This is a genomic window from Yersinia ruckeri ATCC 29473 (assembly GCF_000754815.1).
GTDB lineage: Bacteria > Pseudomonadota > Gammaproteobacteria > Enterobacterales > Enterobacteriaceae > Yersinia > Yersinia ruckeri.
On the sequence record NZ_KN150747.1, the window covers coordinates 3,107,888 to 3,122,640 of the forward strand.

Below are 14,753 nucleotides of genomic sequence, written 5' to 3' on the forward strand. Positions count from 1 at the left end.
CCAACAGAATACACTACCAATAACCCATAAAAAAGCCAGCACGCTGGCTGGCTTGAGTTTTCATCATTCAGATAACTTACCGGTGCGGTTACCGACACCGGTTTTACCTTTATGCGTTGTCGTCTTCCGGGGCTTCATCGTCGCCATTTTCTTCTGTCGCGATGTCGTTGGTATTTTCTGAAGCTGACTGCGCGGTATTTTCTGCACTGCCTTCTTCAGCATCCAATTCTTCACCTTCAAACTCATCGTCTTCCGGCTCAGCAACGCGTTGCAGACCAACAACGTGCTCATCTTCTGCGGTACGAATCAGCGTCACGCCCTGAGTATTACGACCCACAACGCTCACTTCTGATACGCGAGTACGCACCAGTGTACCGGCATCAGTGATCATCATGATTTGGTCAGTCGGTGCCACTTGAACAGCGCCGACCACCTTACCATTACGCTCACTGACTTTGATCGAGATAACACCCTGCGTAGCACGGGACTTGGTAGGATACTCTTCTACCGCGGTACGTTTACCGTAACCGTTTTCTGTCACCGTCAGGATTTCACCGTCGCCTCGAGGGATAATCAGTGAAATAACCCGATCATCGCCGTTCAGATTGATACCACGCACACCGGTAGCGGTACGACCCATAGAACGGACCTGTCCTTCAGGGAAACGAACCACTTTACCGTCAGTGGAGAACAGCATCACTTCGTTGCTACCATCCGTCAGATCCACACCAATCAGCTCATCGCCTTCGTTCAGATTAACGGCAATAATACCGGCACTGCGTGGGCGGCTAAATTCGGTCAACGCGGTTTTCTTCACGGTACCACTGGCGGTAGCCATAAAGACGTGACGCCCTTCTTCATATTCCCGCACTGGCAGAATGGCGGTGATACGCTCATTTGGCTCCAACGGCAACAGGTTAACAATTGGACGCCCCCGTGCGCCACGACTGGCTTCAGGTAATTGGTACACCTTCATCCAGTACAGACGACCACGGCTGGAGAAGCACAAAATAGTGTCGTGGGTGTTGGCAACCAGTAGCCGATCAATAAAGTCTTCTTCTTTGATACGGGCTGCGGATTTACCTTTACCACCACGGCGTTGCGCTTCGTAATCAGAAAGCGGCTGATATTTGACGTACCCCTGATGGGACAGCGTCACAACCACATCTTCCTGATTGATCAAATCTTCGATGTTGATATCAGAAGTATTGGCGGTAATTTCAGTACGACGTGCATCATTGTACTGTTCTTTAATCGCGACCAGTTCTTCGCGAATCACTTCCATCAAACGCTCTGGGTTTTCCAGAATAAAGATCAACTCACCGATCAGGGTCAGCAGCTCTTTATACTCATCCAGCAACTTCTCGTGCTCCAGACCCGTCAGTTTCTGCAAACGCAGATCCAGAATCGCCTGAGCCTGTTGCTCGGTGAGGTAATATTTTCCGTCGCGAATACCGAATTCTGGCTCCAGCCATTCCGGACGGGCCGCATCATCACCGGCACGTTCCAGCATGGAGGCAACGTTGCCCAGTTCCCACGGATTGGCAATCAAACCCGCTTTAGCTTCGGCTGGCGTCGCAGCACGGCGAATCAGTTCGATAATAGGATCAATGTTGGCCAGAGCAATCGCTAACGCTTCCAGAATATGGGCACGGTCACGAGCTTTACGCAGTTCAAAGATCGTCCGGCGTGTCACTACTTCGCGGCGATGACGTACGAAAGCAACCAGAATGTCTTTCAGGTTCAGTAACTTTGGCTGGCCCTGAGACAAGGCAACCATGTTAATACCAAAAGTGACCTGTAGTTGGGTCAGAGAATACAGGTTGTTTAAAACCACTTCCCCAACCGCATCACGTTTCACTTCGATAACGATGCGCATACCGTCTTTATCAGACTCGTCGCGCAGTGCGCTGATACCTTCTACACGTTTTTCTTTTACCAGCTCGGCGATTTTTTCGATCAACCGTGCTTTGTTCACCTGATAAGGAATCTCGTGAACAATAATGGTTTCGCGACCAGTTTTGGCATCAGCTTCAACTTCAGCACGGGCGCGGACATACACTTTGCCACGGCCAGTACGATAAGCCTCATCGATACCACGGCGACCATTGATAATTGCGCCTGTAGGGAAGTCCGGCCCCGGGATGTGTTCCATCAACCCTTCAATGGTGATGTCTTCATCTTCGATATATGCCAGACAGCCGTCGATAACCTCAGAAAGATTATGTGGCGGAATGTTGGTTGCCATACCCACGGCAATACCTGACGAGCCGTTAACCAGCAGGTTCGGGATGCGGGTTGGCATAACGGCCGGGATTTGCTCGGTGCCGTCGTAGTTCGGCACGAAATCGACGGTATCCTTTTCCAGATCCGCCAGCAGTTCGTGAGCAATTTTTGACATGCGCACTTCGGTATAACGCATCGCTGCGGCAGAATCGCCATCAACGGAACCGAAGTTGCCCTGCCCATCCACCAGCATATAGCGCAGTGAGAACGGCTGAGCCATACGCACGATTGTGTCGTAGACCGCGCTGTCACCATGCGGGTGATATTTACCGATAACGTCCCCAACTACACGGGCCGATTTTTTGTATGGTTTATTCCAGTCATTACCCAGTACGTTCATCGCAAACAACACGCGACGGTGTACCGGCTTCAATCCATCTCGAACATCTGGCAGCGCACGTCCCACAATGACGGACATCGCATAATCCAAATAGGAGTTTTTCAACTCTTCTTCGATGTTGACCGGTGTTATTTCTCTGGCAAGGTCGCTCATTGAGCCGCTATCCCTCTACTAATTACCGGATTCAAAGGTATGGAACTATATCACAAACGGCAGATTTTGGCGAAACTACACAGATGAATATGCCAAGTTTATCCTCGATTTCCCGTTCCACAAGCTTATGGTGAAATTTCAGCAGATAAGACAAAACTGCGCCAATCAGTGGGGAGCATGTATAATTGGCGTTAAAGAGTATAGAGGAGTCATAATCAGCCATGCGTGCAGAAAACCAAGCAAACCGCCCTAACGTTGATGAAAGCGAAATCGCCAAGTTTGAGGCAGTAGCCTCACGCTGGTGGGACCTTGAGGGCGAATTCAAACCCCTTCACCGGATTAACCCGTTACGATTGAACTATATTTTGCAACGCGCTGACGGCATTTTCGGTAAGAAAGTTCTGGATGTTGGCTGTGGCGGCGGCATTCTGGCAGAAAGTATGGCGCGTGAAGGTGCGCAGGTGACCGGGCTGGATATGGGTACCGAACCCCTACAGGTTGCGCGTTTGCACGCTCTCGAAACCGGCGTAAAACTGGATTATGTACAGGAAACCGTTGAATCCCACGCAGAAGCTCATCCACAACACTATGACGTCGTGACCTGTATGGAAATGCTGGAGCACGTCCCCGATCCGGCCTCGGTGATCCGCGCCTGTGCTCGATTGGTCAAACCGGGCGGACACGTATTCTTTTCCACCATTAACCGCAATACCAAATCCTGGTTGATGGCTGTCGTTGGCGCTGAATATATTTTGCGCATGGTACCGAAAGGCACCCATGATTCGAAAAAATTCATTCGCCCATCGGAATTGATCGGCTGGATTGATCAAACCCCGCTGCGTGAAAAGCATATTATCGGCTTGCATTACAACCCGTTAACAGATCACTTTAAACTGGGCCGCAACGTTGATGTGAATTACATGTTGCACAGCCAAATGGACGAAGACCGTCTTCACGGATAATGGCGTTTCACGGGCGATATCGACTTTTCCCACGTCGCCCGGATTTTTGCCAAATTGATGATATTCTATCCACAATACGTTGATTTATACGGCGTCAATAGAAAAATGCGATCCAAGCCGCTTTTTTTGACATTAAAACAGATAACTTATCACGGTTTTTTCTAACGTTTAATAAAGCGTCAAACGATCAAATTTTTAAGATTTTTAGTAAAATTTTATCCCCCAGACTCAAAGGACGCGATCTCCAGCGCTGACGCAGGTTGTAAGCCGTTGGTAACATTTCACCCCCAAGTTATCCACACAATTGGTCGGTTTTGTTCACTTGCTAAAATCGTCGTTTCTCACTATCTTGTTATCTCACCAACATACTACCCCCACATATAGTGTTTACATACTGAACAATACACTACGGCCCTCAATGATTACTGCAATCAAGGAGAGCATAGGCTTGTGTTTTATGTAGACTGAATCGGGGAAAAAAGGCCACGAACACATGAACCAAAGTCTACTTGTTACTAAACGCGATGGCAGCAAAGAGCGCATCAACCTTGATAAAATCCACCGAGTCATCGACTGGGCCGCAGAAGGTTTACATAACGTCTCAGTATCTCAAGTAGAATTACGTTCTCATATCCAGTTTTATGATGGCATCAAAACCGCCGATATTCATGAAACGATTATCAAAGCTGCAGCAGATTTGATCTCCCGTGACGCACCAGATTACCAATATCTGGCTGCTCGTCTGGCGATCTTCCACCTGCGCAAAAAAGCCTATGGCCAGTTTGAACCGCCAAAACTGTTCGATCATGTGAGCAAAATGGTCGATATGGGCAAATATGATAAGCATCTGCTGGAAGATTACACAGCTGAAGACTTCCAGCAGATGGATGGATTTATTGACCATTGGCGCGATATGAACTTCTCCTATGCTGCGGTGAAGCAATTGGAAGGTAAATATCTGGTTCAAAACCGTGTTACCGGTGAAATCTACGAAAGCGCCCAGTTCCTGTATATTCTGGTTGCTGCCTGTCTGTTCTCCGGCTATCCACGTCACACGCGGATGGATTACATCAAACGTTTCTACGATGCGGTGTCCACCTTCAAGATTTCACTACCAACGCCAATTATGGCGGGTGTGCGTACCCCAACCCGCCAGTTCAGTTCTTGCGTACTGATAGAGTGCGGTGACAGCCTGGATTCAATCAATGCCACTTCCAGTGCCATTGTGAAATATGTTTCCCAACGCGCCGGTATTGGTATCAACGCTGGCCGCATCCGTGCGCTGGGTAGCCCGATTCGCGGTGGTGAAGCCTTCCATACTGGCTGTATTCCGTTCTATAAACATTTCCAAACCGCAGTGAAATCCTGTTCTCAGGGCGGCGTTCGCGGTGGTGCAGCCACGTTGTTCTACCCAATGTGGCATTTGGAAGTGGAAAGCCTACTGGTATTGAAAAATAACCGTGGGGTGGAAGGCAACCGCGTTCGTCATATGGATTACGGCGTGCAACTTAACAAGCTGATGTACCAGCGTCTGTTGCAAGGCGGCGACATCACTTTGTTCAGCCCGTCTGATGTTCCGGGATTGTATGATGCTTTCTTCGCCGATCAGGAGCAATTTGAACGCCTGTACACGCAATATGAGCAGGACAGCAGCATTCGTCAGCAGCGTGTTAAAGCGGTAGAACTGTTCTCTCTGATGATGCAGGAACGCGCGTCTACTGGCCGTATCTACATTCAGAATGTGGATCATTGCAACACCCACAGCCCGTTTGATCCGAAAATTGCACCGGTTCGTCAATCCAACCTGTGTCTGGAGATCGCGCTGCCGACCAAACCGCTGAACGATATTAACGATCCTAACGGCGAAATTGCCCTGTGTACTCTGTCAGCATTTAACCTGGGCGCTATCGATAGCCTGGACGAACTGGAAGATCTGGCGAACCTGGCTGTTCGTGCGTTGGATGCACTGCTGGATTATCAGGATTATCCGATCGAAGCGGCACGCCGTGGCGCGATGGGTCGCCGTACTCTGGGTGTCGGCGTGATCAACTACGCTTATTATCTGGCGAAAAACGGGGTGCGTTATTCCGATGGCAGTGCAAACAACCTGACTCACCGTACTTTCGAAGCCATTCAGTATTACCTGCTGAAAGCCTCTAACCATCTGGCTCGTGAGCAAGGTGCCTGCGAATGGTTCAACGAAACGACCTATTCTCAAGGTATTCTGCCGATCGATACCTACAAGAAAGACTTGGACGCGATCAGCGACGAGCCGCTGCATTACGATTGGGAAACTCTGCGTAAAGATATTCAGGAATTCGGCCTGCGTAACTCCACGCTGTCTGCCCTGATGCCGTCAGAAACGTCCTCGCAGATCTCCAATGCCACTAACGGTATTGAGCCACCGCGCGGTTATGTCAGTATCAAAGCCTCGAAAGACGGTATCTTGCGTCAGGTCGTGCCAGAATATGAGCGTCTGAAAGAGGCCTACGAACTGCTGTGGGAAATGCCAAATAACGACGGTTATCTACAACTGGTCGGCTTGATGCAGAAATTTATCGATCAGGCGATTTCAGCAAACACCAATTACGATCCATCGCGTTTCCCATCAGGGAAAGTGCCGATGAAGCAATTGCTGAAAGACCTGTTGACCACCTACAAATTTGGCGTGAAAACTTTGTACTATCAAAACACCCGCGATGGTGCTGATGATGTGCAGGAAGATATTCAAAGCCAGCCAGGTGACGACGACTGCGAAGGCGGTGCGTGTAAGATTTAATGTTTAGTTAAGGCCCTCTCCCGCCGGGCAATCCATGCATGCGATTGACTGGCGGTTGATCATTTTGCACCCAGGCCACTTGGGCCAGTGCAAAAACCGAGTCATCGTGAGGACCGTTTCTTTTTTGCCTTTTGCGATATCCTCGAGGACATCATGGCCTATACCACTTTTTCTCAGAACAAAAACAATCAGTTGCTCGAACCGATGTTTCTTGGCCAGCCCGTTAACGTCGCGCGTTTTGACCAACAGAAATTCGCTATCTTCGAGAAACTGATTGAAAAACAACTGTCTTTCTTCTGGCGTCCAGAAGAGATTGACGTTTCCCGCGATCGCATCGATTACAATGCGTTGCCAGAACACGAAAAACATATTTTTATCAGCAACCTGAAATATCAGACGCTACTGGACTCTATTCAAGGCCGCAGTCCAAACGTCGCTCTGCTACCGCTGATTTCTATTCCTGAACTGGAAACCTGGGTAGAAACCTGGTCGTTTTCGGAAACCATTCACTCCCGCTCGTACACTCATATCATTCGCAATATCGTGAACGATCCGGCGGTAGTGTTTGATGACATCGTCACTAACGAAGAAATACTCAAACGCGCCAAAGACATTTCCTCCTACTACGATGATTTGATCGAAATGACCAGCTACTACCATTTACTGGGTGAAGGCAACCATCAGGTTAATGGCAAGACTGTGGTGGTTAATCTGCATGCGCTGAAAAAGCAGTTGTACCTGTGTCTGATGAGCGTTAATGCGCTGGAAGCCATTCGCTTTTACGTCAGTTTCGCCTGCTCTTTCGCTTTTGCCGAGCGTGAATTGATGGAAGGCAATGCCAAGATTATTAAAATGATCGCCCGCGATGAAGCGCTACATTTGACAGGCACTCAGCACATTCTGAATCTGATGCGTTCAGGTGAAGACGATCCTGAAATGGCTGAAATTGCCGTAGAATGTCAGCAACAATGCTATGACCTGTTTGTGTTAGCAGCGGAACAAGAAAAAGAATGGGCGGAATATCTGTTCCGTGACGGTTCCATGATTGGTCTAAATAAAGAGATTCTTTGCCAATACGTTGAATATATTACTAATATCCGTATGCAGGCCGTCGGCTTGGGCACGCCGTTTAAAACCCGAACCAACCCGATTCCGTGGATCAACGCCTGGCTGGTTTCAGATAATGTGCAGGTTGCACCGCAAGAAGTTGAAGTCAGTTCCTATCTGGTCGGTCAGATCGATTCTGAAATCAGTGCCGATGACCTAAGCGATTTCCAGCTCTGATTGTATGGCAACTAAAGCGATCATCAACCTGCGTACTTCAGGTACGCAGGTACCCTATTCTGACAACGGCAGCAGTCTGCTAGAGGCACTGGAACATCATCAAATTGCGGTGGAATACCAGTGCCGTTCAGGTTATTGCGGCTCTTGCCGTACTCGCTTGCTGCGGGGCGAAGTCTGTTATCAGCAACAGCCGTTAGCTTTTATTCAGGATGGAGACATCCTACCCTGCTGCTGTACTCCAGTTGGCGATATTGAGTTGGAAATGTAGCCAACAATGCAGCACAGAAAAAACCGAACGATGAGACCCTTTATTGACTTAAACCGACGCATTCTTTACCTGCTTGCTCTGAACGCTCTAAGGCAAAAAATGCGCAGGTACCGGCATTCGCTTCCAGTCTTTAAATAGCTTAACGTAAATTTTTCCCATCTCTTTTAGCTCGAATGCGGCCATTTCCGTTTCCTTCCCATTCTGCTTTTCCTTCCCAGTCTGGTAGCATTCATCAGAAAATAAATTGGGTGCAATACTGATACTGACGGATTGAACATTTAATTTAGCGTTTGTATCATTATTTTTGGCACAATGGCCTATGGTATTGAAGATTTTCGCTAGCGCACTATTTTTTTCCTCGGAGAGCGTGCTTAGTTTTTTAGTGATTATCTGTTGGATTACTTCTGGGTTTTTATTTATTTGATGACATTCAGCTAGAGTAAACTTAGGAAAACTGGCGATAACCTCATCCTTTAATAGTTTTCCCAATAGTGCGGAATCTACCAAACTGGGATGAGTAATCCACTGATCAAATGGCAAGGTGTTTTTTTGCAGCATGTCCTCAACATGGCTTTTATTAATCGATACTCTGAATATTCCATCAAGCTGATCTGCAGCATACCTATTATCTACCTCACTACACAGCAAGGTCACTTTCTGAACATAGCTAAAACGCTCATCTGCTGAGAGAACTTGTGCTAATCCATTGATATGATTACGACTGCCATCATTCCATCCTGCCTGCGGGTTTATCATGGCCGAAAAATGTGGTGCGACAACTGGCGGTTGATAACACCGGGTTAACTGAGACGCCAATGAAGTAATGCATTGGTATTTTTGATCTTTAGCATTTTTGGTTTTCACCCATTTACTCTCTTGGCCTATATAATAACTATTACTTTTAGTCAAAAAATTAATACCCATCACAGACTCCTTTTATCTAAAAATAAAATATTCCAAGCAGCGTGTGAAATTTAAAGTTCACACTGTAAATCTATTAGAAAGAGTAAGAATGTGATTTTAAAAAACGATTACCATTAAATAAAACTAATGGTAATAAATATTATTAATGAAAATGTTAAAGTAAAAAAAGTAATTAAACGTCGCTGTTAATATAATTAAATGCACTCAGTCTAGTATTTACAATAGCAATTGGTGATAAAATCACGGTATTCTATTGAATCTAAATAACACGAGGTAATTTGATATGAATAAAATATCCGCGATAATCGCCAGCCTATTGATCGCAACGTTCACCGGTGCCGCTACCGCCGATGAAACGATGCAACAGCAAGAACCATTGGAAAAAATTGCACCTTTCCCGGCAGCGGAAAGCACCATGAGTCGCCAGGTCATCTATCTGCCAGAAAAGCCAGATGAGGATAATTTCAAAGTCGAATTGTTGATTGGCAAGACCATGATGGTCGACTGTAACCAGCATACCCTTGGCGGCAGATTGGAAACCCGCACCCTATCTGGCTGGGGCTATACTTATTTTGTAATGGAGAAGATCTCTGGATCAGCTTCTACACTGATGGGCTGTGAGGAAAACAGCACCAAAGAAAAATTTGTTATGGCTAATTTAGGCACCGATGCAATGCAGCGCTATAACAGCCGCCTGCCTATCGTGGTTTACGTGCCTCAAGGTGTAGAAGTGAAATATCGCCTGTGGGAAGCCAGTAAAGAAGTCCGCAGTGCGGTAGAAAAATAATCTATCCCATTTTTAGATTAAATAGACCAACCTCGACGACATCATCTCTGCTGGGGAAGACTGGCAGATGTGTCAAGCGTCCACGCCAAGGATGGCGTGGAGCGAGCCAACAAGAATGTATTGCCTGCATTTTGCCGAGCTGCCGGTTTTCACCACAGCAACCACCTTGCCATTAACCTCAGCAGATCATGCTAAAGCGCTGTCTGCTATTTTTCCTTTTCCCTGGCTTACAACATTTCAATCACATCCAGCCAACCGTGTTGACCACAGACTTTGCGGCCAAATAGCCAACGTCGCAGCATCTCCAACGCCAACATTGCACTGGTTTCCTGACGAATTTTCAACCCGTGGCGGCTGGCCTGATAGCGGACAGTCTGGCCGAAAGTCCCCGTTGGGGTATGCAGTGCGATGCTGAGGTTTTCCCCTTTCATCGCGCTCACCGCCAACACAAATGGCGCACCGCACAAAGCCGCCAGCGATTGGGCACGAGCGCCCAATTCGGGCAGAGTTTCCACGCAATTCATCGGTAACAGTTCGCCACCGACCAGCGGTGCCTGCGTGCTCTGCAATTGCAGGTTAATCAGCCCACCAGTGAATTGTTCACTTAATGCCAACGTCAGCCCACGTTGCTTTAATTGTTCCGTCAATAATGCCGCTAACCCCTGAGTCCCTTCATAAATCAGGCTTTCGCCAGCAACCTGACGCACCTGCTGCCAAATTGCTTCCATCGCCGGGCGTTGATTTGCCGGGCCGGTCAGTTTCAGCTCGATAATCGGTGCCGACGAACGATAGCCTAGCACTACGCCGTCAGGCAGTGGCAGAGAATCCAGTTCCATCGCCAGATCGCTTTCTGAGCGACCAAAGGTCGTCATCCGCAGACATAACGGCGCAGCGAGTGGGCCAAAATGTTGCTGTAAACGCGGAACGATCTGCTGCGAGACCATCACCTTAAATTCTGAGGGCACGCCCGGCGTAAAGAACATCAAGCATTTATTCAGCGTTAACATAAAGCCGCAGGCGGTGCCGACCGGATTATCCAGCATTTCGGCATGCGCCGGGATATGAGCCTGTTTGCGGTTGGTCGCTGACATTACGCGCCCACGTTCAGCAAAGAAGGCCTCCATGCGACTAATCCATTCGGGATGTTCGATCAATTCCACACCGGATGCGCGAGCAGCAGCCAATGCAGTTAAATCATCGCTGGTTGGCCCAAGTCCACCATTTACAATCAGCACGTCAGCCACCTGGCTGCGCTCTTGCAGCACGGCAATCAATGCCGTCAAATCGTCACCTACCGTTTCCCGGCTGCTCATCGGCAGACCTTGTGTAAACAGGTAGTCCGCTAGCCAAGCAGAATTGGTATCCACGATTTGCCCGTGTAAAACTTCATCGCCAGTGCTTAACATTTCAATTCTAAGCATTTCTTTCTCCGCTGGTTCCCTCTTCTCACGCTGAGAACAGTAGCACGCCTAGGTTTTCTCAGCACCCAGGCAACAACAAGGATGATGATATGACGGGTATAACAGTCATATCAACGAAGCCAAAGTGAAATGGATCGGAACGCAGAAAAGTGTAATACATTTTAAATTTGATCTTTCGACGAGAAAGCAGACCATTTGATTGAGTTTTTATCGATAACACCATTATCTCATCACGTTTAGGCACTTTTGATGATCGGCGTTCTGGGTAGAAGAACCATGATTGAACAAAGCAAAATAATGGGGTAACCCATAAGAGAAAATTAAGCTATCAAGCAAAGAAGGATGACCTTATTTTTCATCTGGTTTATTTTAAATAAAATATTAATTATCAAATGGATAGAAGATAAATGAAAATTTTTTCTACATTTATCTCCGTTTTCTTTGTGATATTCATCACGATAAATTGCTTGGAACATGATAAAAAAAAACAGATTCTATATTCGTCATTATACTTTGTATAAAGTCAATTTATAGGCGGTGGCGAATATGTTTGGCCTTTTCGCTAAATATAGCTCTGTTGGTGTAGTTAATACTGCACTGCATTGGTTTGTTTTTTTCTTTCTTTATTATGGAGGATTGGAGCCACAAGCGACCAGTAACTTAATTGCCTTTAGCGTTACTGTGACTTTCTCATTCTTGGTTAATGCACGTTTTACGTTCCGGCAACCGGCATCGTTAAAGCGTTACCTACTTTATGTGCCATTCATGGGAGCATTAAGCTGGCTGATTGGCGCTTATGCTGATAGTCAGAGTATCAGTCCTATTATTACGATTATTTTGTTTTCTTTACTCAGCTTGGTTGTGGGTTTTATCTACTCTAAGTACATCGTATTCAGGACAAAATCCATATGATTATATCCTTGGTTATCCCGGTTTTTAATGAAGAAAATACTATCCCGTTATTTCATCAAGCCGTACGTTCTTGTCCTGAGTTGGCACCATTTACAATTGAAATTGTTTTTGTCAATGATGGCAGTTCTGACGGTACAGAGAAAGCCGTGGAGGTATTGATTGATAACGATCCACGGGTGTTATTAGTCAATTTTTCCCGCAACTTTGGTAAGGAACCCGCATTATTTGCTGGATTGAAATATTCAAGTGGCGATGCAGTTATTCCTCTTGATGTTGATTTGCAAGACCCGATTTCAGTGATACCAAGACTAATTGAAAAATGGCAGGCTGGGGCCGATGTTGTGTTGGCAAAAAGAATAGATCGTAAGTCAGACACGGTATTAAAGAGATTGACATCTTCACTTTTTTACAAAGTTCACAATCAAGTTTCCAACCCTAAAATTGAAGATAATGTGGGGGATTTTCGTTTGATGAGTCGGCAAGTTGTCGATGCCGTTATGATGCTGCATGAACGAAATCTTTTTATGAAAGGATTATTAAGTTGGGTGGGCTTTAAAACGGAAATCGTAACCTATACACGAGATAAACGCATCACAGGAAAAAGCAAATTCGGCTTTTGGAAACTATGGAACCTGGCTCTTGAGGGTATTACTTCATTTAGCACTATCCCTCTACGTTTTTGGACTTATATTGGTCTAGGCATCGCTTCATTATCGTTTTTTTATGCCTTATTTATTATCATTCACAAGATTATTTATAACAATCCTGTTCCTGGCTATCCTTCATTGATTTCTATTGTCCTCTTTTTAGGTGGTGTACAACTTATCGGTATTGGTGTCTTGGGTGAGTATATTGGCCGGATATATCTAGAGACCAAACAAAGGCCTCGATTTATTGTTAAAGATTTCAAGGGGAAAAAATGAACTATCTATTCAATAAACAACTTTCTACACGAGACTCTTTTCTCTTTGTTTTTTTCTGCTGTTTACTCTACGCCTTACCTATTATTTTAGCCGATGTCTATTATCGCGATGATACCGAACGCGTACTAAATCCGGCGGCCGGCTGGTCTATGTTGGGTCGCCCCGGAGCTGACCTGTTAATGCGCTTTCTCACCTTTAACTTTGTCGGGATAACAGACACCTCTCCCTTTACGCTACTATTAGGTATTCTCTTTATTTCTATCGTATTATTATATGCAGTAAGAACAACAGAAAAAACGCTGACTATAGGTTCTATTTCACCTTACATATTACTATTTATTAGCCCGTTTTTTTTGCAAAACATCTCTTATAAGTATGATAGTTTTCCTATGATCGTCGGTCTTGGCCTGTCCATTGCTGCTTTCTTTTACCCTCGTCATCTAGGAATAAAAAGCTATCTGGTTCCAACCTTACTTCTATTTGTGACACTGACACTTTACCAGCCTTGCGCTAACATATTCATTGGGTTGTATGGCGTTAATATGATGCTAGGTTTTAAAAAAACCGAACAATCCCCATTAAAAGAAAGCTTATTAACCGCTGCTATTTTAGCTACGGCATACATTTCTTATTATATAATAATCAATAGAGTATTCGGTCTTACTGGTGGACGAGGGGATATTATTCCTTTCAATGAAGCATGGGCATTCTTAACCAGGGATTTCAATCAACTATACCGCTTCATTTGGTTCCTCATCACCCCAGCATTAAAAGTGTTGATTTTATTATCATTAATCTGCGTGATATATGCATTCATTCTTCGGATATCTGAATTTTTGCGTGGCAAGAAATTTGGCGGAGAGACATTCCTGTCTCTATTAATTATTCTAATATCTCCGGTTATTCTCTACATTGCTTTATTGGGCCCTTTGTTTTTGCTTAAAGAGGGAGTCACTGACGTTCGGGTTTTATCTGGTTTTTCCGCAATTATCTTTGCGCTTTCTTACTCTCTTCACATGTTATTAATGAAAGTAAAACCCAATTTATCCATTCTTATGGTTATTCCTGTTCTGTATTTCTTATCTGTCAGTTTCCAATATGGTAATGCGATAAAAAGTCAAAGGGATTATGAGAATCGTATTGTTTCATGGCTGAGCTATGACTTAATGAGTATCCAAGCCACTAATCATGGAACTATCTTTATTAATAACTACCCGAATGCATCACCCATTACTCAAAATATCATTAACCATCAGTCATTGATTGACTTAATGTATGCACCCGCTTATAGCTGGATATCAAGAAGGCTGGTGGCGTCTACCGGATTAAAAAATGTTGACCTGAGTTGGGGCGATAATTACACCGGTATGTTAAACAATGTTTGTAGTAATCATACACCGCCAATTAAAGAAAATATTTTTTACGCTATTTACCCTGATGGGGATAATACGGTGGTTTGGTTAAAAAATAAATTTAAGACTATGTGCCATTCGACATGATGATAGCTTATTTTTTAGCCGATTAGCTCAATTAGCCTTCCGCTGACATCCTCCCCGCCGAGGTTTTACGGCACACCGGATAAGTCGCCCCTTTGATAACGTCCTCAATCGCGCCACCCCTGAGTGGCGCGATGAGCATTCCTTCTACCTGCTCTGTAGCAATCCTCATCGTCATCACGGTCAGAAAACCGTTAAAGTGTGATAAATCAAACAAT

General features: G+C 45.6%; 12 protein-coding genes. 8 read left to right on the plus strand and 4 right to left on the minus strand.

Annotation, left to right across the window (positions count from 1 at the left end; genetic code table 11):
• Positions 1-109: 109 nt before the first annotated feature.
• The gene (gene gyrA / locus DJ39_RS13975; RefSeq protein ID WP_004717818.1) at positions 110-2,779 is read right to left on the minus strand and encodes a DNA topoisomerase (ATP-hydrolyzing) subunit A; all 2,670 of its coding nucleotides are present in this window, start codon (positions 2,777-2,779) and stop codon (positions 110-112) included.
• A 221-nt stretch (positions 2,780-3,000) separates the two neighbouring features.
• Here gyrA and ubiG point away from each other — a divergent pair, with 221 nt between their 5' ends.
• The 4 genes from ubiG (at position 3,001) to yfaE (ending at position 8,072) form a co-directional block, all read left to right on the plus strand.
• Entirely contained in the window at positions 3,001-3,741 is a 741-nt protein-coding gene (gene ubiG, locus DJ39_RS13980) for a bifunctional 2-polyprenyl-6-hydroxyphenol methylase/3-demethylubiquinol 3-O-methyltransferase UbiG (protein ID WP_004717819.1), read from the plus strand.
• A 493-nt stretch (positions 3,742-4,234) separates the two neighbouring features.
• A complete protein-coding gene (nrdA, locus tag DJ39_RS13985) occupies positions 4,235-6,520 on the plus strand; it encodes a class 1a ribonucleoside-diphosphate reductase subunit alpha (protein ID WP_004717820.1) in 2,286 nt (761 codons plus the stop codon).
• Between the two features lie 153 nt (positions 6,521-6,673).
• Positions 6,674-7,804 (plus strand): class Ia ribonucleoside-diphosphate reductase subunit beta, encoded by a 1,131-nt coding sequence (gene nrdB, locus DJ39_RS13990; protein WP_004717821.1) that lies wholly within the window; start codon positions 6,674-6,676, stop codon positions 7,802-7,804.
• Between the two features lie 4 nt (positions 7,805-7,808).
• Positions 7,809-8,072 carry a class I ribonucleotide reductase maintenance protein YfaE gene (gene yfaE / locus DJ39_RS13995; protein ID WP_004717822.1) on the plus strand — a complete coding sequence of 88 codons (264 nt, stop codon included), beginning with the start codon at positions 7,809-7,811 and terminating at the stop codon, positions 8,070-8,072.
• 87 nt (positions 8,073-8,159) lie between these two features.
• On the opposite strand, the gene DJ39_RS14000 is transcribed toward yfaE, so the two are convergent.
• A complete protein-coding gene (locus tag DJ39_RS14000) occupies positions 8,160-8,996 on the minus strand; it encodes a Rho GTPase-activating protein (protein ID WP_004717823.1) in 837 nt (278 codons plus the stop codon).
• A 283-nt stretch (positions 8,997-9,279) separates the two neighbouring features.
• Here DJ39_RS14000 and eco point away from each other — a divergent pair, with 283 nt between their 5' ends.
• Positions 9,280-9,783 (plus strand): serine protease inhibitor ecotin, encoded by a 504-nt coding sequence (gene eco / locus DJ39_RS14005; protein WP_004717824.1) that lies wholly within the window; start codon positions 9,280-9,282, stop codon positions 9,781-9,783.
• A gap of 227 nt (positions 9,784-10,010) precedes the next feature.
• Here eco and DJ39_RS14010 read toward each other — a convergent pair whose 3' ends face one another.
• Positions 10,011-11,204, minus strand: coding sequence for a nicotinamide mononucleotide deamidase-related protein YfaY (locus DJ39_RS14010; protein ID WP_038251493.1), 1,194 nt, complete (start codon positions 11,202-11,204; stop codon positions 10,011-10,013).
• Positions 11,205-11,750: 546 nt separating this feature from the next.
• On the opposite strand from DJ39_RS14010, the gene DJ39_RS14015 reads away from it, so the two are divergent.
• From DJ39_RS14015 to DJ39_RS14025, 3 genes are read left to right on the plus strand one after another with little or no spacing between them, the layout of a single operon-like run.
• Positions 11,751-12,116: a GtrA family protein gene (locus DJ39_RS14015; protein WP_038244201.1), complete on the plus strand. Its 366-nt coding sequence runs from the start codon at positions 11,751-11,753 to the stop codon at positions 12,114-12,116.
• The gene (locus DJ39_RS14020) at positions 12,113-13,039 is read left to right on the plus strand and encodes a glycosyltransferase family 2 protein (RefSeq protein ID WP_038244204.1); all 927 of its coding nucleotides are present in this window, start codon (positions 12,113-12,115) and stop codon (positions 13,037-13,039) included. Before DJ39_RS14015 ends, DJ39_RS14020 begins: the two co-directional genes overlap by 4 nt.
• Positions 13,036-14,538 carry a glucosyltransferase domain-containing protein gene (locus DJ39_RS14025; protein ID WP_038244206.1) on the plus strand — a complete coding sequence of 501 codons (1,503 nt, stop codon included), beginning with the start codon at positions 13,036-13,038 and terminating at the stop codon, positions 14,536-14,538. Before DJ39_RS14020 ends, DJ39_RS14025 begins: the two co-directional genes overlap by 4 nt.
• A 31-nt stretch (positions 14,539-14,569) precedes the next feature.
• On the opposite strand, the gene DJ39_RS18025 is transcribed toward DJ39_RS14025, so the two are convergent.
• The gene (locus tag DJ39_RS18025) at positions 14,570-14,713 is read right to left on the minus strand and encodes a hypothetical protein (RefSeq protein WP_155274692.1); all 144 of its coding nucleotides are present in this window, start codon (positions 14,711-14,713) and stop codon (positions 14,570-14,572) included.
• Between the last annotated feature and the right edge of the window lie 40 nt (positions 14,714-14,753).

What these genes read in the sequence shown, in the direction of transcription:
- DJ39_RS14020 (WP_038244204.1), top strand. Translation starts at nt 12,113, where the DNA reads ATGATTATATCCTTGGTTATCCCGGTTTTTAATGAAGAAAATACTATC.
- DJ39_RS18025 (WP_155274692.1), bottom strand. Translation starts at nt 14,713, where the DNA reads ATGACGATGAGGATTGCTACAGAGCAGGTAGAAGGAATGCTCATCGCG.
- DJ39_RS14000 (WP_004717823.1), bottom strand. Translation starts at nt 8,996, where the DNA reads ATGGGTATTAATTTTTTGACTAAAAGTAATAGTTATTATATAGGCCAA.
- nrdB (WP_004717821.1), top strand. Translation starts at nt 6,674, where the DNA reads ATGGCCTATACCACTTTTTCTCAGAACAAAAACAATCAGTTGCTCGAA.
- DJ39_RS14015 (WP_038244201.1), top strand. Translation starts at nt 11,751, where the DNA reads ATGTTTGGCCTTTTCGCTAAATATAGCTCTGTTGGTGTAGTTAATACT.
- nrdA (WP_004717820.1), top strand. Translation starts at nt 4,235, where the DNA reads ATGAACCAAAGTCTACTTGTTACTAAACGCGATGGCAGCAAAGAGCGC.
- eco (WP_004717824.1), top strand. Translation starts at nt 9,280, where the DNA reads ATGAATAAAATATCCGCGATAATCGCCAGCCTATTGATCGCAACGTTC.
- DJ39_RS14025 (WP_038244206.1), top strand. Translation starts at nt 13,036, where the DNA reads ATGAACTATCTATTCAATAAACAACTTTCTACACGAGACTCTTTTCTC.
- gyrA (WP_004717818.1), bottom strand. Translation starts at nt 2,779, where the DNA reads ATGAGCGACCTTGCCAGAGAAATAACACCGGTCAACATCGAAGAAGAG.
- yfaE (WP_004717822.1), top strand. Translation starts at nt 7,809, where the DNA reads ATGGCAACTAAAGCGATCATCAACCTGCGTACTTCAGGTACGCAGGTA.
- DJ39_RS14010 (WP_038251493.1), bottom strand. Translation starts at nt 11,204, where the DNA reads ATGCTTAGAATTGAAATGTTAAGCACTGGCGATGAAGTTTTACACGGG.
- ubiG (WP_004717819.1), top strand. Translation starts at nt 3,001, where the DNA reads ATGCGTGCAGAAAACCAAGCAAACCGCCCTAACGTTGATGAAAGCGAA.